Genomic DNA, 24,425 nt, shown 5'->3' with positions numbered 1-24,425 from the left:
AGAAAGGGAGCGACGTGTTCCTGTTCGACTCCATCCCCTGGCAAGCCGCCGTCATGTGGTTCGTGGTGCTCGCGGCCCTCGTCGGCCTCAACGAGCTGGTCCGCTGGTCCAAGGCCGCCGCGATCGGGATCTTCATCGTCCTGCCGGTCCTGCTGACGATCTTCGTGTGGCCGCACACCGCGGGCGCCGGGTCCTCGACCGGCACCTGGTTCCACTGGGTCAAGGTGTACTCGGCCCTCGCCGGGTGCATCGGCTTCATGCTCATCCGCTACAACCCCCGCATCGCGGCCATGAAGTACGCGTTGCTGTTCCCGCCGGCGATCCTGGGCCTCAACATCCTCGAGGCCGTGATCCGCGACTTCCAGGTCTCCGGCATGCACGGCATGGTCGACGGCGTCTTCATGGTCGGCGGCTCGTGGAACGTCATGAACGGCGTCGCGGGCATCCTGAACCTGCTGACGATCTGCGGCTGGGCCGGCATCTACATCACCCGCGACCGCTTCAAGGACATGGTCTGGCCCGACATGATGTGGTTCTGGATCATCGCGTACGACCTGTGGAACTTCGCGTACGTCTACAACTGCGTGGGCGACCACGCGTTCTACGCGGGCGCGGCGCTGCTCATCAGCTGCACCATCCCGGCGTTCTTCCTGCGCAAGGGCGCCTGGCTCCAGCACCGCGCTCACACGCTCGCGTTCTGGATGATGTTCACGATGGCCGTGCCGACGTTCGTGTCGGACTCGGCGTTCGCGGTCGACTCGTCACACAACCCGACGGCGCTGTTCGTCGTGAGCCTGGTCTCGCTCCTCGCGAACGTCGCGGTCGCGGTCTACCAGGTCAAGGTCATCGCGACCAGGCGGCGCAACCCGCTGCGCGACGAGCTGTTCACCGACCACCGGTCGTACCAGGAGCTCGCGAAAGACCGTCCCGCCCCGGGCCCCGTGGCGGCGACAGCGGGCAGCGCGGCGACGGCCTGAGGTCCCGCTCTGCGCTCACGACGACGGGTCGCCCGACACGCTGTCGGACGACCCGTGGTCGTGAGTGGGAGAGCCCACCGACTCACCAGAACCATCGTTCGGTGCCGTCGGGCGAGCAGATGGAGAGGCGCCCACGATCGGTAGCGAAGCGCCGCGCGGCCACCGCCTGGACGATCGACGACAGCTCATCCTTCGAGACCCGGACGCTCACGTCCGTCAGCAGGACTCGAACCACCTCCCAGCCCTCCGCAAGCCGCCAGACATCCATCGACAGATCACCGGACGCGTCGTCGTCGAAGCTGACCACCAGTTCTTCTTCGCCGTCATGAACCCATACTGATTCGACCCCAGGGACCAGCGACAGCTCACCTGGAAGATCCACTGACGCTCCTCATCCACAGCCGGACGAACTCAGATCCTTGACGCCGAAGTGCGGTCCCCGCGGAGAAGGTCCGCGCCGCGAATCCGCTTGCCCCACCTGCGTTCCTGCTCGCGTCACGGAGAGTCTCGCACGTCCTCAGAGTGCACAAGCTCTCCCCGGACGGCGAGATACGAAAGGGACCTCCGGCCGCGGCCGGAGGTCCCTTCGTGCGCGGTGGGTCTACCGCTCGCGGTGCTGCGGCCCGCTGGTCGCGTCCTCGAGGGGCCCGACGGCGTCGCTCGCCTCGTCCTCGTCGGTCACCAGGAGCTGGCCCTCGGCCAGGGACTCCGCGGCGATCTCGTGCTCGACCGAGGTCGCGAGCGGCTTCTCGTGGACGAAGCACAGGGCGATCGCCGCGATGATCGCGAGCGGCACCATGTAGAGGAAGAGCGGCACGAGCGCCTCGTTGTAGGACTCGATCACGAGGGCGCGCACGCCGTCGGGCAGGGACTGGACCAGGTCCGGGGTGAGCGAGCCCGTCCCTCCCGCCGAGCCCGTGCCCTGCGGGAACTTCTCCGCGATGAGCGTGGTCAGGCGCGAGATGAAGACGCTGCCGACCACGGCCGAGCCCAGCGTGGCGCCGACCTGACGGAAGTAGTTGTTGGCTGCGGTGGCGGTGCCGACCTCGCGCAGGGGGAACGAGTTCTGCACGATCAGCGTGAGGATCTGCATGCTGCTGCCCAGCCCGATCCCGATCACCCCGAGGAACACGCAGATCATGGGGGTCGGGGTGTCGGCCTTGACGGTCGAGAGCAGGGCCAGGCCCACGCCCAGGATCAGCGACCCGACGATCGGGAGGACCTTGTACTTCCCGGTCCGCGAGACCATCTGCCCCGTGACGACCGAGGTGACGAGCAGGGACCCCATCATGGGGATCATGAGCAGGCCCGCGACGGTCGCGCTCGCGCCGGTCGCCATCTGCAGGTACGTCGGCATGTAGCCGATCGCGCCGAACATCGCGATCCCGGTCGCGAGGGCCGCGATGGTCGTGACCGTGAAGTTGCGGTCGGCGAACAGGTGCAGCGGGATGATCGGCTCGTCGGCACGCTTCTCGACGAGCACGAACGCCACGGCGGCCACGACGGCCAGCGCGATGAGCCCGAGGATCGTCGCCGAGCCCCACGCGTACTGCGAGCCGCCCCAGGTCCCGACCAGCACGATCGCCGTGGTGGCCACGGCCATGAGGGCCATGCCGAAGTAGTCGTGGCGCACGCGCTCGGGGCCACGCTGCTTCTTGGGCAGGTGCAGCAGGAAGATCGCGGCGAGCGCTGCGAGGATGCCCAGCGGGATGTTGATCCAGAACACCCAGCGCCAGCCCGGCCCCTCGGTGAACCATCCGCCGAGCAGCGGGCCGGCGACCGAGGAGACCGCGAAGACGGCGCCCATGATCCCCATGTACCTGCCGCGCTCGCGTGCGGGGATGACGTCGGCGATCGCGGCCTGCGACAGGATCATGAGACCTCCGCCGCCCAGGCCCTGGACCGTGCGGCCCACGATCAGCATGTTCATGTCGCCCGCGACGGCGCCGATCACCGAGCCCGCCATGAACAGCAGGATCGCGGTGATCAAGAGGGGCTTGCGGCCCAGGACGTCGGAGATCTTGCCGTAGATCGGCATGGTGATGGTCGAGGCGAGGATGAAGGCCGTGATGACCCAGCTCATGTGCTCGACGCCGTTGAGCTCGCCCACGATCGTCGGCAGCGCGCTCGAGAGCACGGTCTGGTTGAGGGACGCGAGCAGCATGGTGACCATGAGGCCCATGAAGAGCAGGACGATCCCGCGGTCCTTCTGCGCGACCGGCGCTGCGGGCGCTGCCTGGCCGGGCGCGGTGGGAGCCGCGCCTCGCGTGGGTGCCGGCGTGCTGCCGGCTCGGGTGGGGTTGGTCATAGCGTGGCCTCGAAGACCTCTCGGAAGATGGTGATCGCTTCGCTGATCTCGGCTTCGGCGTCGGCGTCGCTCAGGGCGGCTCCGGGGTCGCGCGAGTACGCGAAGCGCATGATGGTGCCGGCGAGCATGAGGAGCGCTCGCGCGGTGTCGGGGCTGTCGGGCAGGCCCAGCGACGCGAGCTCGCTGAACCCCGTCCCGTCCTCGGCCCGGTCGGACAGCAGGTCGTTGACGAGCCCCTCGACCTGGGAGACGTAGCCCATGGCGTGCCGCCGCAGCTCGGGGTGCTCCCGCACGAGCGCCTTGCGCTCGGCGAACGGCACGCCGGGGTGCAGCGTGGACCGCAGGATCGAGAGCAGGAACCGCACGACCCGCTCGAACGCGGGCCCCTCGGTCTCCGCCCGGAAGGCTGCGAGCGCCTCGTCGGAGACGCGCGGGGGCACGAGCCCCAGGATCGCCTCTTCCTTGGTCGCGAAGTAGTTGAAGAACGTCCGCTGCGAGACACCCGCCGTGGCGGCGATCTCCTCGACGGTCGCGTGCTGGAGCCCCTTCTCACGGACCAGCGCGGCGGCTGCCTGATGGATCGTGAGCCAGGTCTCGGCGCGCTTGCGGTCGCGGAGGGACGTCGGAGCGTTGTGCATTACTGCACTATATGCAGCACTGCAAAGATTGCACAACTGCACCTTTGCGCAGCGGGTCCTGCTGAGTGCGGAGCGGCTGTCGCCCGACGGACAGATCGACGACAGCCACGCCGCACTCAGGCGCGTCGTCGCCGCGCTCGCCGGCTCCGGTTCACATCCCCATTCCGCCGTCGACGGGAAGGCCCGCGCCGTTGACGAACCGTGCCGCGTCCGACGCGAGGAACACGACGGCGTCCGCCATGTCCTCGACCGTCCCCAGGCGTCCGGAAGGAGTCAGGTCGACCACGGCGCCGACCGCCTCCTCGGCCGAGCCGTACAGCCCCAGGGTCGCCATGTCGTTCGCGAGGCCCGCACCCATCGCGGTCGGTACGAGGCCGGGGTAGACGCAGTTGACCCGGACGCCGTAGCCGAGCTTCCCGCTCTCCATCGCGGCGACCCGCGTGAGGCGGTCGACCGCGGACTTGGTGGCCGAGTAGACGGAGATGCCGGGGAACGCGATCGTGGCCGCGACCGAGGAGACGTTCACGATCGCGCCGCCGGACCCCGCCGCCCCACCCGGGCGCATCGCCCGCAGGCCGTGCTTGATCCCGAGCGTGGTGCCGAGGACGTTCACCTCGAGCATCCGCCGGACGTCGTCGGGATCGACCTCGGTGAGCAGGCCGGAGATCTCGATGCCCGCGTTGTTCACCAGGATGTCGAGGCCACCCAGGGCGTCGACCGTCGCGGCGATCGCCCGTTCCCAGTCCGGCTCCGCCGTGACGTCGAGGCGGGTGAACGCATGGTGCTGGCCTCCGCCTGACGGCAGTCCGGCCGCGACCTGCGCCCCGCTTTCCTGCAGGTCTGCGATCACGACGCTCGCGCCCGCCGCCGCGAGCGCGCGGGCCATCCCTTCGCCGAGGCCCTGGGCCCCGCCGGTGACGAGGGCCCGGCGCCCGGTGAGGTCGAACACGGTCATGGCGTCTCCTGTGGTGTCGGCAGGGCGGCCGGGACAGGGAGGACGAGCCGCCCGCGGGCCGCTCACCGCCGCCGAGACGGCCGAGAAGTGGTGCGGGTCACATGCTCGTCGAGTCCCCGGTGCCCGTCAATCGCTCGCTTCCCGCCCACCGACCGACGCGCCCCCATCGAGCGCGACCACCCGCCCCGGGCAACCATGGACCCATGGCCTCCTCGACGGCGGCGCAGACCGTGAGCGTCGGCGGTCATCGCCTCAAGCTCACCAACCTGGACAAGGTCCTGTACCCCGCCACGGGCACGACCAAGGGCGAGGTCCTGGCCTACCTCGCGGCGGTCGCCGACGTCCTGCTCCCCCACGCCTCGAACAGGCCGGCGACGCGCAAACGCTGGCCCAACGGTGTCGAGGGGCCCGTGTTCTTCCAGAAGAACCTCGACGCGGGAACCCCCACGTGGGTCCGGCGCCGCACGATCCAGCACAAGCACAGCACCAACGCGTACCCGCTCGTCAACGACCTCGCGACCCTCACGTGGCTCGGGCAGATCGCCGCCCTGGAGATCCACGTGCCGCAGTGGCAGTTCGGCCGGACAGGGGTCCAGAAGAACCCCGACCGCCTGGTCCTCGACCTCGACCCCGGTGAGGGCGCGGGCCTGCCCGAGTGCGCCGAGGTCGCCCGCCTGGCCCGTGACGTGCTGCGCGGCATGGGCCTGAACCCCCTGCCCGTGACGAGCGGCTCCAAGGGCATCCACCTGTACGCGGCGCTCGACGGGCACCAGACCACCGACGAGGTCAGCGCGGTCGCGCACGAGCTCGCCCGCTACCTCGAGGCCGAGCACCCGGACCTCGTCGTGAGCGACATGAAGAAGGCGCTGCGCGGCGGCAAGGTGCTCGTCGACTGGAGCCAGAACAACGGCAACAAGACCACCATCGCGCCCTACTCGCTGCGGGGCCGCGCCCACCCCACGGTCGCGGCACCGCGCACGTGGGACGAGCTCGACGACCCCGACCTCGCACACCTCGACAAGGACGAGGTCGTCGAGCGGGTGCGGACGATCGGCGACCCCCTCGCGGCCCTCACCGCGGGCCACCTGGCCTCGCTCGAACCCACGCCCGAGCGCATGGCGACGTTCGCGCGCAAGGGGGCGACGCCGTCGGGCAGCACGCGCGGGAGCAGCGGCGAGGCCGAGCAAGGCGGCGAGGCCGACGCCGCTCCCCGGCGCGACCGCCTCGAGACCTACCGCGCCAAGCGCGACGCCTCCCGGACCCCCGAGCCCGTCCCGGGCACCGCAGAGCCGGCCGACGGGTCGCCAGGGGGCAACAGCTTCGTCATCCAGGAGCATCACGCACGCCGCCTGCACTGGGACTTCCGCCTGGAGCACGACGGAGTGCTCGTGAGCTGGGCTCTGCCGCGCGGCGAGCCGACCGACACGAAGCAGAACCACCTCGCGGTCCAGACCGAGGACCACCCGCTCGCGTACGGCTCGTTCGAAGGGACGATCCCCGCGGGCGAGTACGGCGGAGGGGAGGTGACCATCTGGGACGCGGGCACGTACGAGCTCGAGAAGTGGCGCGACGACGAGGAGGTCATCGTCACGCTGCACGGCGAGCAGCACGGCACGCGGAGGCTCGCGCTCATCCACACGGGAGGTCATCAGGAGCGCAGCTCGTCGGGCAGTGCGAGCAGAGCCGAGGAGAACAGCTGGCTCATCCATCTCATGGCCCCGCGCGACGAGGCGCACCCCCCGAAGCGAGCGGGGCACGGCAGCGCGACACTCCGCCCCGCGGGGCCCGACGACGAGCCCGCCGGGCCCGCCCTGCCCCGCCCCATGCTCGCGACCGCCGGGACGGTCGAGACGCTGACCGCCGAGGGCGACCCCGACGACTGGGCCTACGAGATGAAGTGGGACGGGTTCCGCGTGATCGCGCAGGTCACGGGCGCAGCCGACGACGCCTCGGTCCGCCTCGTGAGCCGCAGCGGCAAGGACATGACCCTGACCTACCCCGAGCTCCAGGACCTCGCGGCCCGCGTCCCTGCCGCGGACCTGCCCGTGGTCCTGGACGGCGAGATCGTGGCGCTCGACGCGCGCGGGCGGCCGAGCTTCCGCCGCCTGCAGCAGCGCGCGAACCTCACCAAGGCGGGTGACGTCGCGGCGGCCCGCGCCAAGGTCGGGGTCGAGCTCATGCTGTTCGACGCCCTGTCCGTCCGAGGGCGCTCGCTCGTCAGGCGAACGTACGACGAGCGGCGCGAGATCCTCGAGGACCTGGTCGACGGGTCGGGGATCGTGCACGTGCCGCCCGCGTTCGACGGCGACCTCGCGGGGGCCGTCGCGACGAGCAGGCAGCTCGGCCTCGAGGGTGTGGTCGCCAAGCGGCGCACGAGCACCTACACGGCAGGGCGGCGCTCGCGGAGCTGGATCAAGGTCAAGCACTCGCACACCCAGGAGGTCGTGGTGATCGGCTGGCGTCCGGGGCACGGGGACAGGTCGCACCTCGTGGGCTCGTTGCTGCTCGCGGTGCCCGACGACGAGGGGCTGCGCTACGTGGGCCGCGTCGGGTCGGGCTTCACCGAGAAGGACCGGCGCGACCTCGTGACCCGGCTCGGCCGGATCGCACGGGTCACGAACCCTGCTCTCGACGTGCCGGCCGCGGACGCCTCGGACGCCCGCTGGGTCACGCCGCACCTGGTCGGCGAGGTCGACTACGCGGACTGGACGAGCGCCCCCGAGGGCGACGGCAAGCTGCGGCACGCGGTCTGGCGCGGCTGGCGCCCGGACAAGTCGCCCGAGGACGTGCGCCGGGAGGGCTGAGCCCTCAGTCCTGCGGTGCGTCCCGTCGCGCGACCCCGCCGCGCTGGGCGAGCCGCGCGCGCGCCGCGTCGCGGCTGGTCCGCAGGTGCCCGACGGCGAGCCGCGCCGCCTCCTGCCCGTCGCCCGCGCGGATCGCGGCCAGGAGCGCACGGTGCTCGTCGACCATCTCCTGGAGGTCGACGTGCTGCCCGAGCAACCAGCGCAGCCGGCTCGCGGTGATCGCGCCGATCTCGTCGAGCAGGGGGCTCGCGGCCGTGGTCGCGACGAGCTCGTGGAAGTCGGCGCCTGCCCGGTGGGCGGCCGTCGCGTCGCCCTCCCGCGCGGCGCGCTCCTCACGGTCGAGCGCGGCCTCGAGCTCGACGAGACGCTCGGGGGTCCTGCGCTCGGCCGCGAGGCGGAACGTCAGGGTCTCGATCGCGGAGCGCACCTCGATGAGGTCCTCGACGTCGGCTTCGGTGAAGGTACGCACGACCGCCCAGGTGCGGGGGCGCGGGGTCACGAGCCCCTCGGCGATGAGCGTCTTGAGCGCGTCGCGCACCGGGACGCGGCTCACGCCGAGCTCGGTCGCGAGGTCGCGCTCGACGAGCTTGTCCCCCGGGGCCCGCTCGCCGTCGATGATCTGCTCGCGCACGATCCGGGCGACGCGCTCGGCCTCGGGCTCGAACTGCTCCGCTGGGCTCATCCCACCATTCTTCCCGGTCAGCCTCTCCAAAAATGGTATACCGTTTGAGCGCAGGCTGCTCCGGGGGGTGGGCCGGCCTGCGATCGCCGAGCACCGCCCGAGGAAGGACCTCTCATGCCCCCGTTCTCCACCACGCCGCAGGTCGCCGTGTCCGTGCTGCGCAACGTCCGCCCCTGGGGCGGCGACGCCGTCGACCTCCACGTCGCGGACGGGCGCATCACCCAGGTGACGCCCCACGTCCCGGCCGCCGAGGCGCCGTCGGGCAGCACGACCGCCGTCCCGGGTGAGGTCGACGGGCGCGGCCTCCTCGCCCTGCCCGGGTTCGTCAACGCGCACGCGCACGTCGACAAGAGCTGGTGGGGCAAGCCCTGGGTCAGCTACGGCGGCGAGGCCACCACGCAGGGGCGCATCGCGCACGAGCGCGAGCACCGCGACGAGCTCGGCATCCCCGGCGTCGACGTCACGGTCGCGGTCCTGCGCGAGTTCCTGCGCCACGGCACGACGGCGATCCGCACCCACGTCGACGTCGACCTGGGCCTCGGGCTGCGCGGCATCGACGTGGTCCGTGAGTCGCTGTTCGTGCTGGGCGGCGCGGTCGACGCCGAGATCGTCGCGTTCCCCCAGGACGGCGTCCTGCGCCGGCCCGGCGTGCTCGAGCTGCTCGACGCCGCGGCTGCCGCGGGGGCCGAGCACATCGGCGGTCTCGACCCCGCCTCGATCGACCGCGACCCCGTGACCCAGCTCGACGGGCTGTTCGAGATCGCCGAGCGGCGCGGCGTGGGGGTCGACGTCCACCTGCACGACGGCGGCGAGCTGGGCGCGTTCCAGATCGAGCTCATGATCGACCGCACGATCCGCGCCGGGCTCCAGGGCAAGGTCAACGTGGCGCACGGCTTCGCGGTCGGGCAGCTGCCCGCGACCCGCATGGCCGACCTCGTCGAGGCCATGGGCGACGCGGGCATCAGCATGACGACCGTCGCCCCGATCGGCGCCACCCCGCTCCCGCTCGACCTGCTGCGCGAGCACGGCGTGCGCGTGGGCCTGGGCACCGACGGCATCCGCGACCTGTGGGCCCCCTACGGGACGGGCGACCTGCTCGCGCTCACCACGCGCCTGGCCCAGCTCGCACGCTTCCGCTACGACGAGGACCTGGTCCGCGCGGCCCGGCTCGCGACGAGCGACGCGGGCTTCTTCGTGGGCCACGACGTCCACGACCTGGTCGTCGGGTCGCGGGCCGACGTCGTGCTGGTCGACGCCGAGAACACCCAGGACGCCGTGGTCCGCGCGCCGGCCCGTGCGCTCGTCGTCGCGGCCGGCCAGGTCGTGGCCCGCGACGGCGAGGTCCTGGTCTGACGCGTCCGCCGAGATAGAGGGCTCGCGTCGAGGTGGAGGGCTGCGACCCTCTACCTCGACGTATCCCCTCTACCTCGGCGCCAGGGGTTCCGAGGAGCACCGATGAGTTCTCGGGGGGTGCCCGGTCTACACCGACGACACCCTGTCCTCGCCGACCGGAGCAGCACCCGGCGGCACGTCCGAAGGAGAACGTCATGGCCGGAACCCAGATCTTCGTCAACCTGCCCGTGGCAGACCTCGAGAAGTCCAAGGCGTTCTACACGCAGCTCGGCTTCTCGATCAACGAGCAGTTCACCGACGAGAACGCGTCGTGCGTGGTCATCAGCGACACGATCTACGTGATGCTCCTGACCCACGAGTTCTTCCGCCGGTTCACGCCCAAGGCGATCGTCGACGCGCAGGGCGCGACCGAGGCGATCAACGCGATCAGCGCCGAGTCCCGCACGGGTGTCGACGACCTCGCCGACCGCGCGCTCGCCGCGGGCGGGGCGCAGACCAACCCGCCGCAGGACGAGGGCTTCATGTACTCGCGCAGCTTCTCGGACCTCGACGGCCACCTGTGGGAGGTCATGTACATGGACCCCAGCACGATTCAGGGCTGACCTGCCGGGACGCGACGGGCGGCGGCGTCGGGGAATGCCTCGGCACCGTCGCCCGTTGCCGCCTGCATGCGAGCGATCACCTACTCCCGCTTCGGCGGAGCCGACGTCCTCGAGCTCAGCGAGCTCCCCACGCCCAAGGTCGGACCGGACACCGTTCTGGTCCGGGTCAAGGCCACGAGCGTGAACCCCGTGGACTGGAAGGTCCGCGAGGGCTACCTCGACGCGATCATGGACACCACGTTCCCCGTGGTGCCGGGCTGGGACGTCGCGGGCGTCGTCGAGCGCGTCGGCCTGGACACGCCCGAGCTCTCGGTCGGCGACGAGGTCTTCGGCTACGTCCGCAAGGACGTGGTCTCCGGAGGCACCACGGCCGAGCTCGTCGCGGCCCCGGTCCGCACGCTGGCCCGCAAGCCCGCGTCCTGGACGTGGGAGCAGGCCGCGGGCGCGCCGCTCGCCGGGCTCACGGCCCTGCAGACGATCGACCGCGCCGGGGTGACGAGCGGCCAGACGGTGCTCGTGCACGCGGCCGCGGGCGGCGTCGGGTCGATGGCCGTCCAGATCGCGGTCGCGCGCGGGGCGCGCGTGATCGGCACCGCGTCCGAGCGCAACCACGAGTACCTGCGGTCGCTGGGCGCCGAGCCCGTGACGTACGGCGACGGCCTCGCCGAGCGCGTACGTTCCCTCGCGCCCGACGGCGTGGACGTCGTCCTCGACTACATCGGCGGCGAGGCCCTGGCCACCACGCCCGACGTCCTGCGCGAGGGCGGCACGGTCGCCTCGGTCGTCGACGCCGCGGCCCGCGACGAGCTCGGCGGACACTACGTCTGGGTCCGCCCCGACGTCGAGGGGCTCACCGAGCTGGCCCGCCTCGCGGACGCCGGACAGCTCACGGTCGACGTCGCCGAGGTCTACGACCTGGCCGACGCCGCGAAGGCCCACGAGGCGAGCCGGACCGGGCACGTGCGCGGCAAGGTCGTCATCACGGTCTGAGCCGCCCGGCCGCTGAGTGCGGAGTTCTTGTGCGACTCGCCGGGCGTGTCGCACAAGAACTCCGCACTCAACCGCGAAGGTGTCCAGGTGAAGCACCACGAGACCGGCGCGCCCGACGACGAAACTGCGGACGGTCCCGACGACGTCGATCACCCCAGAGCGCCCCTCGACGCGCATTCCGCGCACCGGATCGCGCTCCGCTATCGCGAGTGGTCCCTCCTCGACGGAGGCGGACGCGCTGGACGGCTCGAGGCAGACCGCCGCATCGAGGACTCGGAGGAGGTCAGCCAACGGGTCCTCCACGACCTCGATCCCCTGCCGCTGCTCGACGCCCTGATCGCACTGGGTGTCGAGACCGACGACGACGGCGCCTTCCTCGACCGGGTCAGCACGGGTGCGATCGAGGACGTCCTGAACCACCGCGCCGACCTGCACCAGCAGATCGCCGACCGGTGCCGTGCCGAACCGTCGTGGTCCGAGGCCGTTCGCGGGGCCAGGATCGACGACAAGCTCGCGTCCCGGCTGCCGTCACCGCTCCCGGACCTCTTCCCCGTCCCTGTCCCAGGAGCGCCAAGGATCGACGCCCCGGGGCGTCGGAACGGTCGCCGTCCGTCCAGGCGGCAGGACCGCACCGGCCGACGCGGGGGCCGCACGGTTTGACCGTAGCGCGGCCGTGCTGCACCGTGAAGCCCATGCCCGCCACCGTCCCCGCCCTCGTCGCAGCCGACTCCGCACGCCTGCGGACCCGCGCCGCACGGCACGCCCGCTCGCTCCCGCTCGCCGCAGCAGGGGTCGCGACCCTGGTGATCACGGGGCTGAGCCTGCTCGCGGGCGACTGGCTGTGGCTCATGGTGCTCGTGCCGGTCGCGGCGTTCCTGCTGACCTTCCTGGCGGCGTTCGTCCTGCGACTTCCTACCGGGGTAGGGGTCGGGAGCGACGGGTACGGGATCGCGATCGTCCTGAGTGCCGTGATCGCCTTCCTACTCCCCTCGATCAGCTTCTGGATCGGCGTGCCGTCGATCCTGGGGATGGGGCTCGCCGTCCTGGGGCTGCGGGCCTCGGACCGCTTCCTGTGGCTCGCAGGCATCGCGACGATGGCGGTGTCGTTCGTGCTCACCACCACCGGTGACGCCCTGTTCGACCCGTCCGCCCCCACAGCGGTCGGAGGTCTCGCCCTCGGCCTGGCCCTCCTCGTGGTCGCGGGCCTCGCGCTCCGCGGTGAGCGGCAGACCCTCGCGAGCGGCGGCGACGCGCTGAGCATCGGCGACCCCGCGACCGACAACCTGCGCGTGCTCGCGGTGCTCGGGGACGCCGACGAGGCCGACCAGCCCGCGCTCGCCCGCCTCACGGGCGTCGAGGAGCGCAACCTCGCGGCACGCCTGCACGACCTCACCGAGGCCGGCCTGGTCCACGCCCGGATCACCAAGAACCGGAACTGGGCGCAGATCACGCGCGAGGGCCGCGAGGAGCTCCGGACGCGTCGCGAGGCGCTGCGCGGGGTCGCGGAGCACCGCAAGGCCTGAACCCCGTCCACGGTGGGCGACGGGGACCGGGCCGCGCTCCGCCGTCGGGCCCCTTGTGCGTCGGCGCGACCCGCTCGTCCGGCGCGTCCGCGCCGCCGGTGGCAGGCTGACCCCATGAGGGAGTTCACCGCACAGGACTTCGCCGCGCGCATCGACCGCGCCGCTGCCCAGGCCCGCGACGCCGGCCTCGCCGGGGTGCTCGTCACCCCCGGCCCGGACATGACGTACTTCACGGGCTACACCCCCACGGCCATGACCGAGCGCATCACGCTGCTCGTGGTGCCGGCCGAGGGCGAGGCGTCGATCGTGGTGCCCGTCCTGGAACGGCCGGACCTCGACCGCGCGGCCGGCGCCGCAGCCCTGCACGTCACCCCGTGGACCGACGGCGTCGACGAGTACGCGGTCACGGCCGGCCTGCTCGACGCCGCGGGGCGCTACGCGATCTCCGACTCGGCCTGGGCCATGCACCTGCTGGGTCTCCAGCGCACGCTGCCGGACTCGTCGTACTCCGCGATGACGCAGGCCCTGCCCATGCTGCGCGCGGTCAAGGGGCCCGACGAGATCGAGCGCCTCGCGGCGGCGGGCGCGGCCAACGACGCGACGTTCGCGGACATCGTCGAGATCCGGTTCAGCGGACGCCGAGAGCTCGACGTCGCCGCGGACCTCGCGGGCTTCCTGCGCGACCACGGGCACTCGCAGGTCGACTTCACGGTCGTCGGCTCGGGACCCAACGGCGCCAACCCGCACCACGAGGCGGGCGACCGGGTCATCCAGGAGGGCGACATGGTCGTGCTCGACTTCGGCGGCCTCAAGGACGGCTACGGCTCGGACATGACGCGCATGGTGCACGTCGGGGGCGACGTCACGGACCAGCAGCGCGAGGTCTTCGAGATCGTCCGGGCCGCGCAGCAGGCCGGCGTCGAGGCCGTCCGCCCGGGGGCGACGTGCCAGGACGTCGACCGCGCAGCGCGCGCCGTCATCACCGAGGCCGGGTACGGCGAGCAGTTCATCCACCGCACGGGCCACGGGATCGGCCTGACGACGCACGAGCCGCCGTACATGATCGAGGGCGAGGAGCAGCCGATCGTCTCCGGCATGTGCTTCTCGGTCGAGCCGGGGATCTACCTCCCGGGGAACTTCGGGGTGCGCATCGAGGACATCGTGGTCGCGTTCGGCGACGACGTGCCCGACGGCGCCCGCCGCCTCAACAACGCGCCGCACGAGCTGCACGTGGTCGAGTAGGCCGGACTGCGTCTCAGGTGGCCGGAGCGTCGGCGACGCCGCCCGCGGCCACGACCTGCTCGTTGCGGATGCCTACCCAGCTCACGAGACCGCCCGCGACGAGCAGCGCGGCCGTGACGATCAGTGCCCGGTGGAACCCGGCGACGTCGAGCACGGGACCGATCACGATCCCCGCGCACGCGATGACCACGAGACCCGCGATGCGCGACACCGCGTTGTTGACGGCTGAGCCGATGCCCGCGTCCGCCGCAGGGATGGAGCCGAGGATCGCGGCCGTCAGGGGCGCCACCGTGATCGCGAGTCCCAGGCCGAACAGCAGGATCCCGGGGAGGAGCTGCGTGAAGTAGCGCGCCTCGGCGGTCGTCGTGAGCATGAGCAGGTAACCGCAGCCCGCGATCAGCGGGCCCACGGTCATGAACAGGCGCGGCCCGTACCGGCCCGCGAGCGCCCCGAAGCGCGAGGACAGGAACAGCATGAGGAGCGTCACGGGCAGCAGGGCCAGGCCCGCGAGGGTCGCGCTGTACCCGGCGACCTGCTGGACGAACAGGGTCACGGCGAACCCGCCGAACGCGAGCGCCCCGTAGATCGCGGCCGTCGCGACGTTGCCCGCCGCGAAGTTGCGCACCGAGAACAAGGACAGCGGGAGCATGGGGTCGGGGGCGCGTCGCTCCCAGCCGAGGAACGCCACGAGCGCCACGATCCCGACGACGAGCGGCACCCACACGACGGGGCTGGCCCACCCGAACCGCCCGTGCTCGATGAGCGCGAAGACGGGCCCGGCGAGCCCGACGGCCGCGAGCACCGCGCCGCGCACGTCGATCCGCCGCCCGGTCGCGGTGTCTCCCTCCTCCAGTCCGCGCAGGATCCACAGGGTCACGGCCACGGGCAGCAGGTTGATGCCGAACACCCAGCGCCACGAGAGCGTGTCGACGAGCACACCTCCGAGCAGCGGGCCCGCGATCATCGCGGTGCCCGTCCAGGCCGTCCAGGTCCCGATCGCCTTGGCCTGCGCCGCGCCGCTGAACGCCGAGATGATCATCGCGAGCGAGCTCGGCACGAGCAGTGCGCCCGCGACGCCCTGGAGCCCGCGCGCGATCACGAGGACGACTCCGGTCGGCGCGAGCGCGCACAGCACCGAGGTGACCGCGAACCCGACGAGCCCCCACCACATGACGCGGCGGCGCCCGTGGACGTCGGACAGGGAGCCGGCCACGAGGATGAGCGAACCGAGCGTGATGAGGTACGCGTCGACGACCCACTGCTGGAGGGCGAGCCCTCCGAGCGCTCCCCCGGCCAGCTCGTCCGCGATCGCGGGCAGCGCGACGTTGACCACCGTCCCGTCGAGGAAGGACACGAACGAGGCGAGGATCGCGACGAGCAGCACGCGGCGTTGAGCGGGCGTCACGCCTCCACGCTAGCCCCGCCGTCGAACCTCCACCGGGTCGCGGTGTAGTCCTCGCCGCGCCCGTACGCGTGGACCGTGACGGGGCGCACCTGGAAGACGAAGGCCTCCCCGGCAGCACGCTCGTCGGAGGGCGTGCCCTCCGAGGGCGCCTCGCTGTCCCAGAACGCCCCGTCACGCACCTCGAAACGCCAGTCGTACTTGCACGCCCAGCGGTCGGCCAGAAGTTGGAGCACATGGTCCTCCGTGAGGCGTCGAGCGGCTCCGGCGAGCACGACGTCGAGCCCCTCGTTCATGAGGTTGGTGCCGGTGGTCAGCACGCACCAGGGGTTCTCCTCGAGGTTGCGCGCCTTGCGCTCGGTACGGCCCGTGCAGAAGTGGAGCGCACCGTCGGCCCAGACGGTGATGAGCGGCGTGACGTGGGGGCGCCCGTCGGGGCGGACCGTGGACAGCCAGAAGATCTCGGCGGTCTGGAGCACGGTCAGGGCGTCCGCCCAGGAGGTGGGGGCGGCGCCCGAGGACGAGAAGTCGGTCATCAGCTCTCCGACGGGACCGTCGTCGGGCGACTCCGCGGGCGCGGGCTGGGCAGGTTCTCCGGCCATGGGAGGTCCTCCGTCTCTCGGGTGGCTCCGTCGCCACACCGTCCTCCTTCGACCGGCGCGGGGCCCCGAACTCATCGGCGGCGCGGGACCTCACGCGTTGGGGGCGACGGACGTCCCGGGGCCACGGCGACGGACCGTCACGCCGGTCTCGCTCGACGGGGCACCGGCGCCGCTCACCACGATCGCCGTGTCGTGCTCGTCCGGGACTGCCGTGGCTCGTCGATCACCGTCGGCTCCCTCCACCACGAACCCTCCGTCGGCGAGCAGGTCGAGATCCGCCTGCGCCGACTGCCCCTCGCTCGTGAGGTAGTCACCCAGGAAGATCGAGCTCACGATCTCCAGCGCGAGCGGCTGGAGCGAGCGCAGGTGCACCTCGCGGCCGGCCGCGAGCCGGAGCTCGGCAGCGGGGCACACGAACCGCAGCATCGCGAGGATGCGCAGGCACCGCTGGGGCGTGAGGTCCCAGGTTCCCGCGAGCGGGGTGCCCTCGAACGGCACGAGGAAGTTGACCGGGACGGAGTCCGCGCCGAGGGCGCGCAGCGCGAGGGCCACGTCGACCAGGTCCTCGTCGCTCTCGCCCATGCCCGCGATGAGCCCCGAGCAGGGCGAGAGCCCCGCTCCCCGCGCCCGCTCGACGGTCTCGACGCGGTCCGCGTACTCGTGCGTCGTGCAGATGTCGGCGTACGTCGCCTCGGACGTGTTGAGGTTGTGGTTGTAGGCGTCGGCGCCTGCCGCGGCCAACCGCTCGGCCTGCCCGTCGCGCAGCAGCCCGAGGCACGCGCAGACCTCGACGTCGGGGTGCTCGCTCTTGATGCCGTCGACCATCGCGGTCACGCGTGTCACGTCGCGTTCGCTCGGCCCGCGTCCGCTCGCGACGAGGCAGACGCGACGCGCTCCGCCCGCGATCCCGGCCCGGGCCGCCGCGACCGCGTCGTCGGTGCGCAGCCACGAGTACTTCAGGACCTGGGCCGTCGAGCCGAGGCGCTGCGAGCAGTACGTGCAGTCCTCGGGGCACAGCCCCGACTTCAGGTTGACCAGGTAGTTGAGGCGCACGCGTCGGCCGAACCGGTGACGACGGACCCGACCGGCGGCGGCCACGAGGTCGAGCAGGTCGTCGTCGGTCGTCCGCAGGACCGCGAGCGCCTGGGCGCGGGTCGGTGACTCGTCGCGCAGGCCCTGCGCGACGAGCACGTCGAACAGTGCGCGGGCATCGTGAGGATCGTCGTGGTCCGGCGCGAGGCGGTCGGTGTGGAGAGCGGGGAGCGGGTTCACGACCCACGATCCTTCTCGCCTGGGCTCTCCTTCTCCCCGGCCGACCTCCACAAGGCGACCGACCGCACGTTGGGCGGGACCGCAGCGGGTGGTGGGCTTCCTCCAAGAACCCGGCCCATGGGTTGGCGCCGACACAGCTCTCGACACCATACCTAGAGGTAGGTATGGTGTCGGCATGAGCGATCCCGACCTTCCCCGCCGCGAACGCCTGGTCCGCGCAGCACGCGACCTCTACTGGGCCCAGGGGGTCGAGGGCACGAGCCCGCGCCAGGTCCTGGAGGTGAGCGGCGTGGGGCAGGGCAGCCTCTACCACCACTTCCCCACCAAGCACGACCTCTCGCTCGCCGCGATCAGCGCGACGACGCAGGAGGCGCTGGCCTCGGTCGAGGGCGACCTCACCGACACCGACCGCCCGCCCGTGGAACGGCTCGTGGCCTATCTCGAACGGCCGCGACCGGCGCTCGCCGGGTGCAAGGTGGGGCGTCTGACGAGCGACCGGTCGGTCATGGCGGACGAGGAGCTGCGCTCGCCCGTCCACGCCTACTTCGCGGGTCTGGTCGCGCGGGTCCAGGAGGTCTTCGAGGAGACCGGCCTGCCCGACGACGTCGCTCACGACCGCGCGTACGCGGCGGTCGCGATCGTCCAGGGCGGGTACGTGCTCGCGCGCGCCCTCGACGACCCGGCGGCCCTGACCGCAGCGGTCGAGGGATTCGTGACGATGCTCGAACCGGCGCTCGAGACCGGCACCGCGGTGACCCGATGAGCGACCGGTCGCAGGACCTCGCAGGAGCGGGACCCGGCCAGGCCCGGACGGCCGGTCGGACCGAGGGCCCCGGGGGCGCGGGCGGCAGCACCGAACCCGCGCCTGCGACCTTCCGCGAGCGACTGCGCGCCCTGCCGACGTTCGGCCCCGGGCTGCCGACGCTCGACCCGGCCACGGCGCCGCCGGACCCCACGACGCTGTTCCTGGAGTGGATCGGGCAGGCGATCGACGCCGGGGTGCCGCTCCCCCACGCCATGACGTTGTCCACCGCGGGGGCCTCAGGCCGGGTGACGGCGCGCACCGTGATCCTCAAGGACGTCGACACGTCGGGATGGTGGTTCGCGACCAGCTCGTCGAGCCCCAAGGGCCACGACCTCGCGGAGAACCCGAACGCCGCCCTCACGTTCCTGTGGCCCGCGCTCGGGCGTCAGGTCAGGATCGTCGGGCCCGCGCTCCCGGCCGACGCCTCGACGAGCGCGGCGGACTTCCTCGCCCGCTCGGACGGTTCGCGTGCCGCAGCCCTCGTGGGCCACCAGAGCGAGGACCTCACGTCGCGGCAGGAGTACTGGGACGCCTTCGCGGGCACGCTCGCGGCGGTGCAGGAGGACCCCACGGTCCTCGCACCCGCCTGGACCGCGTACGCGCTGGCGCCCACGTCGGTCGAGTTCTGGCAGGCGTCGGACGACCGCGGACAGACCCGGCTGCGCTACCGCGCGGCCGGACACCACTGGGAGAAGGGGCTGCTCTGGCCATGACAGGGACCACGCAGGACACGACCGCACCGCACGCCGTCGACACGGCTCGCACGGGCCCGCTCGACGCCCCACCGGCAACGGGCCGCGAGGACCTCCCGGCCGTCCGGCGTGACGCGGCAGCCGCGCTGCGCGCGCTCATCGAGGCCGCCCACGACCTCGACGACGACTCGCTCGGGTCCCCGAGCTCCCTCGACGGGTGGACGGTCGGGCACGTGCTGTCGCACGTGGCGATGGTCGGCGAGGCGCTCGCCCGGCAGGCCGAGCTCGCCGCTCAGGGCGAGACCGCCGAGGTCTACGAGGGCGGGGCAGAGGGGCGCGCGGCGGGCATCGAGGCGGGCGCGCACCGCACCCGGGACGAGCACGTCGACGCGCTCACCGCGGCAGGCGCGAGGCTCGAGGCCGCGTGGTCCCTCACGGACAGCACGGGGTGGGACGCCCCGGTGACCTACCGCGAGGGGACCGTCGCCGACGTCCTCGACTGCTGGTGGCGCGAGGCCCGTATCCACGCGACCGACCTCGGCGAGGTCAGCGCCGCCCTGCGCCTCACGCCGTCGCAGACGTGGGAGCTCGCGTTCACGGACCACCTGCTCGACTTCCTGAGCCCGCGCCTACCCGGCCCGGTGGTCACGGTGCGCCACGAGGACGGGGCGCGCTCCGTCGTCGGGCCAGAAGGGGTATGGCCCGCCGTCGAGAACACGAGCACCGACGACGGCCTCACGACCGTGGCCGGCAGCGCGGCGGACGTCGCCGCGTGGCTCGCGGGACGCGCGACGGCCACCGACCCGACGGCGCACCGGCACGGCGAGACCGTCGACCTTCCGGCGCTCGGTCCGTGGCCGTCGGGCGTCCCCGTCCGGCGCTAGGTGCGACTCACGCCCGGACCAGGACCGTCCCGTCCTCGACCGCGACCTCGAAGGTCCGCAGCGACTCGGGCTCCTTGCCGCTCGGGTCGAGGCACTCGCCCGTCGTCAGGTCCCACACCTGCTTGTACATGGGGGACGTGATGGTCGGTGTCTCGCCCACCGAGCCCACGATCCCGCGCGAGAGCACGTTCGCCCCCGAGTACGGGTCACGCTGCTGGACCGCGAGCACGCGGTCGTCGGCCAGGCGGTAGACCGCGACCTGGGTCCCCTCGACGAGCGCAGCGACACCGCGCTCGGGGACGAGCCGCTCGAAGGGGCAGACCGTGGTCCATGCCGTCGCGCTCACTTGCGAACCTCCACCGTGCGGGCGATCACCGGGTTGTTGTCCGAGGGCTCGCCCGGGCGGGCCGGGCGCACCTGCCCGCGCACGCCCACGTAGGCGAGGTCGGGGTCGTGCTGGTCGGGGGCGTTGACGAACGACACGAACCGCGACAGGCGGTCCGGGTCGTCGAGGGTCTGGGCCCACTCGTCGACGTACGACTCGACGTGCTGCGCGATCTCGGCCTCGAGGTCGGCAGCGATGCCGAGCGAGTCCTCGACCAGGACCTTGCGCAGCTCGACGATCCCGCCCGGGAAGTCCGCGACCCAGGGAGCCGTGCGCTGCAACCGGTCCGCGGTCCGCACGTAGTACGCGAGGAACCGGTCGATCACGGCCACGAGCCGTTCGTCGTCGAGGTCCTCCGCGAGGAGCTCGGCATGCCGCGGGGTGAAGCCGCCGTTGCCGCCCACGTACACGTTCCAGCCCTTCTCGGTCGCGATCACCCCCACGTCCTTGCCGCGGGCCTCGGCGCACTCGCGTGCACACCCCGAGACGCCGACCTTGAACTTGTGCGGCGAGCGCAGCCCGCGGTACCGCAGCTCGAGGCGGACGGCCATGCCCACCGAGTCCTGGACCCCGAACCGGCACCACGAGGAACCGACGCACGACTTCACTGCTCGCAGCGACTTGCCGTAGGCCTGGCCCGACTCCATGCCGGCGTCGACCAGGCGGCGCCAGATCTCGGGGAGCTGGTCGATCCGCGCCCCGAACAGCCCGATGCGCTGGGCTCCCGTGACGCGCGTGTAGAGCCCGAAGTCCTTCGCGACCTGCCCGATCACGATGAGGTTCTCGGGCGTGATCTCCCCAGCCGGGACACGCGGTACCACCGAGTAGGTGCCGTCCTTCTGCAGGTTGGCGAGCGCCCGGTCGTTGGTGTCCTGGAGCGCGGCCTGCTCCCCGTCGAGGATGTACCCGCCCCACAGCGACGCGAGGATCGAGGCCACGACGGGCTTGCAGACCACGCAGCCGCGACCCGTGCCGTGCGCCGCGACGATCTGGGTGAAGGTTCGCAGCCCGTCCTGGCGCACGAGGGCGAACAGCTCGGCGCGCGACATCGAGAAGTGCTCGCACATGGCCTTCGACACCATCACGCCGCTCGCCTCGAGCGCGGTGTTGACGATCTTGGTGAGCACAGGAACGCACGACCCGCACACCGTCCCGGCCTTGGTGCAGGTCTTGACCTCGCCCACGCTCGTGCAGCCGTGCTCGGTCACGGCCCCCCGGACCGTCCCGGCCGTGACGTTCGCGCACGAGCAGACCACGACGTCGTCGGGCAGGTCGCCCCCGAGCGCTGGCGCCCCGCCCTCCGGGGCGAGGAACGCCGACGGGTCCGCGCCCAGCGAGCGCCCCAGCATGGGGCGCAATGACGCGTACAGCGCCGCGTCCCCCACGAAGACCCCGCCGAGCAGCGTGCGCGCGTCGTCCGAGACGACGAGCTTGCGATACGTGCGGGCGACGGGGTCCGCGAACGTGACCTCGAGCGCTCCGGGCGTCAGACCGAACACGTCGCCGAAGCTCGCGGCCTCGATGTCCACGCCCTTGAGCTTGGTCCCCTCGGGGGCCGGGGAGTACGTCGCGCTGCCGCCCAGCAGTCGGTCCACCACGACGTCGGCCATGGCGTTGCCGGGCGCGACCAGGCCCACGCACTGGTCCTCGAACGACGCGCACTCGCCCGCGGCCCACACGGTCGGGTCCGAGGTGTGGCACGCCGCACCCACGACGACGCCGCCGCGCTCGCCGATCGCCAGGCCCGCCTCGCGCGCCACGCGGTCACGCGGGCGGATGCCCGTCGAGAAGATCACGACGTCGGCCGGGATGCGCGACCCGTCGGAGAGGTCCATGGTCCCCACGGCACCGTCGCCCGCGGCCGTGAGCCCCGTCGCGCCCGTCGACGTCCGCACGTCGATACCGCGGTCCGTCACGAGCACGCGCAGCGCCTCGCCGCCCGCGTCGTCGAGCTGGACGCTCATGAGCCGGTCGGCGAACTCCACGACCGTCGCGGACGTGCCGAGCCCCTGGAGCGCGGCTGCGGCCTCGAGCCCCAGCACGCCTCCCCCGACCACGACGCCGTGCAGCGTGCGCCCCAGCCGCTCGGTGCGCAGCTCGACGTACTCGCGCAGCGCCTGGACGTCGGCCATGGTCCGGTAGCTGAAGACCCCCGGCAGGTCCGTGCCCTCGGTCCGCGGCGTCCACGCCCACGAGCCGGTCGCCAGGACCAGGTGGTCGTACGCGAGGACCCGGCCCGACCGCGTGGTGACGGTCTGCGCCTCGCGGTCCACGGCCGCGACCGCGTCGCCCGTGATCAGCTCGGTGCGCGGGTCCTCCCAGACGGCAGGGTCCATCGTGAGGTCGTCGGCCGAGCGGCCGCCGAAGAACTCGGACAGGTGGACGCGGTCGTAGGGGGCACGGTCCTCGTCGCCGACGACGGACACCCGCCACTCCCCCTCGGGCGAGCGTGCGATCATCTGGCTCACGAATCGGTGGGCGACCATGCCGGCGCCGACCACCACGACGCGACCGGGGGTGGGAGTGCTCATCTGGGGGGCCTCACAGGACGTTGGGGTGTGACGTGGAGCGACGTGACGAGTCGAGGCCGACCGGGGCGGGATCGGTCTCGCGCACCATCCTCGTCCATAGATACGAGGGATCCTGGTCAAAACTGCTGATCAGCGCGTCGTGAGGACCTTCGAGGGGCTGTCGAGGGACCTTGGTCCCGAGAAAGTGTGACCCACGACCGTGACGGACCGCACACCATGTGCACTCCTTCACAAGCGTAAAATCGAGCGCGTGGCGACTAAGAAGACAACGGGTCAGAACACCATCGACGTAGCCCTCATCGGCGGCGGCATCATGAGTGCGACCCTCGGCGCCCTCCTGAAGCTCCTCGAGCCCTCGTGGACCATCAAGGTCTTCGAGCGCCTCGACGCGGTAGCCCAGGAGTCCTCCAACCCGTGGAACAACGCTGGCACCGGCCACGCCGCGCTCTGCGAGCTGAACTACACCCCCGAGAAGGCCGACGGCACCGTCGAGATCTCCAAGGCGGTCGCGATCAACGAGCAGTTCGAGGTGTCGCGCGAGTTCTGGCACCACCTGCTCACCGGCGGCCACCTGCCCGAGCCCGCGAGCTTCATCAGCCACACCCCGCACATGACGTTCGTGCGCGGCGCGGCCAACGTGGACTACCTCAAGCGCCGCTTCACCGCGCTGAGCGCCCACCCGCTGTTCAGCGAGATGGAGTTCACCGACGACCCCGCGGTCATCGCACAGTGGGCACCTCTCCTGGTCCTCGACCGGGACAGCGACGAGGCCGTCGCGGCGACCCGCGCGACGAGCGGCACCGACGTCGACTTCGGCGCCCTGACCTCCCAGCTCTTCGCCTACCTCACGGCCAACGGCGTCGAGCTGAACCTCCAGCACGAGGTCAACCGGCTCAAGAAGCGCAAGGACGGCACCTGGGACGTCACCGTCAAGGACGTGTCCTGGAACGCCAAGGCCGCCCCGCGCACCGTCAACGCGCGCTTCGTGTTCGTCGGTGCGGGCGGTGGCGCGCTGCCGCTCCTGCAGAAGGCGGGCATCAAGGAGGCCAAGGGCTACGGCGGCTTCCCCATCAGCGGTGAGTTCCTGCGGACGGACGACCCGGAGCTCGTCGCGCAGCACCAGGCCAAGGTCTACGGCAAGGCCGACGTCGGCTCGCCGCCCATGTCCGTCCCGCACCTCGACACCCGCGTGGTCGACGGCAAGACGTACCTGATGTTCGGCCCGTACGCCGGGTTCAGCCCCAAGTACCTCAAGAAGGGCTCGCTGCTGGACCTGTTCACCTCGCTGCGGACCCACAACATCGGGTCGATGCTCGGTGCGGGCCTCAAGAACATCGACCTCACCCAGTACCTGGTGGGCCAGCTCCTCGCGAGCCCCGAGTCCAAGTTCACGGCGCTCCAGGGCTTCATGCCCACCGCGCACCCCAAGGACTGGGAGAAGATCACCGCGGGCCAGCGCGTCCAGGTCATCAAGAAGGACCCGAAGAAGGGCGGCGTGCTCGAGTTCGGCACCGAGGTCATCGCGGCCGCAGACGGCTCGATCGCCGGCCTCCTGGGCGCCTCGCCGGGCGCCTCGACCGCGGTCCCCGCGATGATCGACCTGCTCGAGCGCTGCTTCCCGCAGCAGTTCGCCGCCTGGCGTCCCGAGCTCGCGACCATGATCCCGAGCCTCGGCCAGGCCCAGTGGGAGGCGACCGAGCTCGACTCGCTCTCCGCTGCCGCCGGCCCCTCGGAGGAGGCGGTCGGCGCCCGCTGACCCCGCACCGCTGAACGCACCG

Annotated in this window: 22 protein-coding genes; 12 read left to right on the top strand and 10 right to left on the bottom strand. The window is 72.1% G+C overall.

The features are described 5' to 3' along the window. The first annotated feature begins 14 nt into the window (after window positions 1–14). Window positions 15–977, top strand: coding sequence for a DUF5692 family protein (locus ASE15_RS11300; protein ID WP_056763372.1), 963 nt, complete (start codon window positions 15–17; stop codon window positions 975–977). An 82-nt stretch (window positions 978–1,059) separates the two neighbouring features. Here ASE15_RS11300 and ASE15_RS11295 read toward each other — a convergent pair whose 3' ends face one another. The 4 genes from ASE15_RS11295 to ASE15_RS11280 form a co-directional block, all read right to left on the bottom strand. After that, window positions 1,060–1,359 carry a hypothetical protein gene (locus ASE15_RS11295; RefSeq protein ID WP_157277207.1) on the bottom strand — a complete coding sequence of 100 codons (300 nt, stop codon included), beginning with the start codon at window positions 1,357–1,359 and terminating at the stop codon, window positions 1,060–1,062. A 219-nt stretch (window positions 1,360–1,578) separates the two neighbouring features. After that, a complete protein-coding gene (locus ASE15_RS11290) occupies window positions 1,579–3,285 on the bottom strand; it encodes an MDR family MFS transporter (RefSeq protein ID WP_068708475.1) in 1,707 nt (568 codons plus the stop codon). Beyond that, window positions 3,282–3,923, bottom strand: a complete 642-nt coding sequence (locus ASE15_RS11285) for a TetR/AcrR family transcriptional regulator (protein WP_056650677.1) — start codon at window positions 3,921–3,923, stop codon at window positions 3,282–3,284. Before ASE15_RS11285 ends, ASE15_RS11290 begins: the two co-directional genes overlap by 4 nt. Window positions 3,924–4,074: 151 nt before the next feature. Beyond that, the gene (locus tag ASE15_RS11280; protein ID WP_056763368.1) at window positions 4,075–4,878 is read right to left on the bottom strand and encodes an SDR family NAD(P)-dependent oxidoreductase; all 804 of its coding nucleotides are present in this window, start codon (window positions 4,876–4,878) and stop codon (window positions 4,075–4,077) included. A 203-nt stretch (window positions 4,879–5,081) separates the two neighbouring features. Here ASE15_RS11280 and ASE15_RS11275 point away from each other — a divergent pair, with 203 nt between their 5' ends. Further along, window positions 5,082–7,682 (top strand): ATP-dependent DNA ligase, encoded by a 2,601-nt coding sequence (locus tag ASE15_RS11275; RefSeq protein WP_056650671.1) that lies wholly within the window; start codon window positions 5,082–5,084, stop codon window positions 7,680–7,682. 4 nt (window positions 7,683–7,686) lie between these two features. Here ASE15_RS11275 and ASE15_RS11270 read toward each other — a convergent pair whose 3' ends face one another. Then, window positions 7,687–8,364 carry a GntR family transcriptional regulator gene (locus tag ASE15_RS11270; protein WP_056650666.1) on the bottom strand — a complete coding sequence of 226 codons (678 nt, stop codon included), beginning with the start codon at window positions 8,362–8,364 and terminating at the stop codon, window positions 7,687–7,689. Between the two features lie 114 nt (window positions 8,365–8,478). Here ASE15_RS11270 and ASE15_RS11265 point away from each other — a divergent pair, with 114 nt between their 5' ends. From ASE15_RS11265 to ASE15_RS11240, 6 genes are all read left to right on the top strand, one after another. Then, window positions 8,479–9,717, top strand: coding sequence for an amidohydrolase (locus ASE15_RS11265; RefSeq protein WP_056650664.1), 1,239 nt, complete (start codon window positions 8,479–8,481; stop codon window positions 9,715–9,717). A 194-nt stretch (window positions 9,718–9,911) separates the two neighbouring features. Beyond that, window positions 9,912–10,319, top strand: coding sequence for a VOC family protein (locus ASE15_RS11260; RefSeq protein WP_056650656.1), 408 nt, complete (start codon window positions 9,912–9,914; stop codon window positions 10,317–10,319). A gap of 66 nt (window positions 10,320–10,385) precedes the next feature. Then, entirely contained in the window at window positions 10,386–11,309 is a 924-nt protein-coding gene (locus tag ASE15_RS11255) for an NADP-dependent oxidoreductase (RefSeq protein ID WP_056650652.1), read from the top strand. Window positions 11,310–11,396: 87 nt separating this feature from the next. Then, a complete protein-coding gene (locus ASE15_RS11250; protein ID WP_157277206.1) occupies window positions 11,397–11,969 on the top strand; it encodes a hypothetical protein in 573 nt (190 codons plus the stop codon). A gap of 32 nt (window positions 11,970–12,001) precedes the next feature. Further along, a complete protein-coding gene (locus ASE15_RS11245) occupies window positions 12,002–12,832 on the top strand; it encodes a hypothetical protein (protein WP_056763364.1) in 831 nt (276 codons plus the stop codon). A 114-nt stretch (window positions 12,833–12,946) separates the two neighbouring features. Beyond that, window positions 12,947–14,074, top strand: a complete 1,128-nt coding sequence (locus ASE15_RS11240; protein ID WP_056763361.1) for an aminopeptidase P family protein — start codon at window positions 12,947–12,949, stop codon at window positions 14,072–14,074. Between the two features lie 13 nt (window positions 14,075–14,087). On the opposite strand, the gene ASE15_RS11235 is transcribed toward ASE15_RS11240, so the two are convergent. The 3 genes from ASE15_RS11235 to bioB all read right to left on the bottom strand — a co-directional run bounded on the left by ASE15_RS11235 (window position 14,088) and on the right by bioB (window position 17,278). Continuing rightward, window positions 14,088–15,479, bottom strand: coding sequence for an MFS transporter (locus ASE15_RS11235; protein ID WP_056763358.1), 1,392 nt, complete (start codon window positions 15,477–15,479; stop codon window positions 14,088–14,090). Beyond that, a complete protein-coding gene (locus tag ASE15_RS11230; protein WP_056763355.1) occupies window positions 15,476–16,078 on the bottom strand; it encodes a pyridoxamine 5'-phosphate oxidase family protein in 603 nt (200 codons plus the stop codon). The genes ASE15_RS11235 and ASE15_RS11230 overlap by 4 nt, the downstream gene beginning before the upstream one ends. A 90-nt stretch (window positions 16,079–16,168) precedes the next feature. Beyond that, entirely contained in the window at window positions 16,169–17,278 is a 1,110-nt protein-coding gene (bioB, locus tag ASE15_RS11225) for a biotin synthase BioB (RefSeq protein WP_056763770.1), read from the bottom strand. A gap of 247 nt (window positions 17,279–17,525) precedes the next feature. Between bioB and ASE15_RS11220 the strand changes: the two genes are divergently transcribed. The 3 genes from ASE15_RS11220 to ASE15_RS11210 are packed head-to-tail and all read left to right on the top strand — an operon-like array spanning window position 17,526 to window position 19,731. Further along, window positions 17,526–18,113, top strand: coding sequence for a TetR/AcrR family transcriptional regulator (locus ASE15_RS11220; protein WP_056763353.1), 588 nt, complete (start codon window positions 17,526–17,528; stop codon window positions 18,111–18,113). Then, on the top strand, window positions 18,110–18,868 hold the full coding sequence (locus tag ASE15_RS11215; RefSeq protein ID WP_056650631.1) for a pyridoxal 5'-phosphate synthase: 759 nt from the start codon (window positions 18,110–18,112) through the stop codon (window positions 18,866–18,868). Before ASE15_RS11220 ends, ASE15_RS11215 begins: the two co-directional genes overlap by 4 nt. Then, complete coding sequence (locus ASE15_RS11210) at window positions 18,865–19,731, top strand: maleylpyruvate isomerase family mycothiol-dependent enzyme (protein WP_056650629.1); 867 nt, start codon at window positions 18,865–18,867, stop codon at window positions 19,729–19,731. Before ASE15_RS11215 ends, ASE15_RS11210 begins: the two co-directional genes overlap by 4 nt. 7 nt (window positions 19,732–19,738) lie before the next feature. Here the strand turns inward: ASE15_RS11210 and nirD are convergent, their stop codons facing one another. Both nirD and nirB read right to left on the bottom strand, forming a co-directional pair. Continuing rightward, window positions 19,739–20,077, bottom strand: a complete 339-nt coding sequence (nirD, locus tag ASE15_RS11205; protein WP_056650626.1) for a nitrite reductase small subunit NirD — start codon at window positions 20,075–20,077, stop codon at window positions 19,739–19,741. Next, window positions 20,074–22,647: a nitrite reductase large subunit NirB gene (nirB, locus tag ASE15_RS11200; RefSeq protein ID WP_056763352.1), complete on the bottom strand. Its 2,574-nt coding sequence runs from the start codon at window positions 22,645–22,647 to the stop codon at window positions 20,074–20,076. The genes nirD and nirB overlap by 4 nt, the downstream gene beginning before the upstream one ends. A 241-nt stretch (window positions 22,648–22,888) precedes the next feature. On the opposite strand from nirB, the gene mqo reads away from it, so the two are divergent. Then, window positions 22,889–24,403, top strand: a complete 1,515-nt coding sequence (mqo, locus tag ASE15_RS11195) for a malate dehydrogenase (quinone) (RefSeq protein ID WP_255354314.1) — start codon at window positions 22,889–22,891, stop codon at window positions 24,401–24,403. Window positions 24,404–24,425 lie beyond the last annotated feature (22 nt).

Origin of the sequence: Oerskovia sp. Root22, from assembly GCF_001429135.1 — a bacterium.
Classification (GTDB): Bacteria; Actinomycetota; Actinomycetes; order Actinomycetales; family Cellulomonadaceae; genus Oerskovia; species Oerskovia enterophila.
Note: the sequence above shows the minus strand (reverse complement) of the source record. Positions and strands in the feature narration are given on the sequence as shown.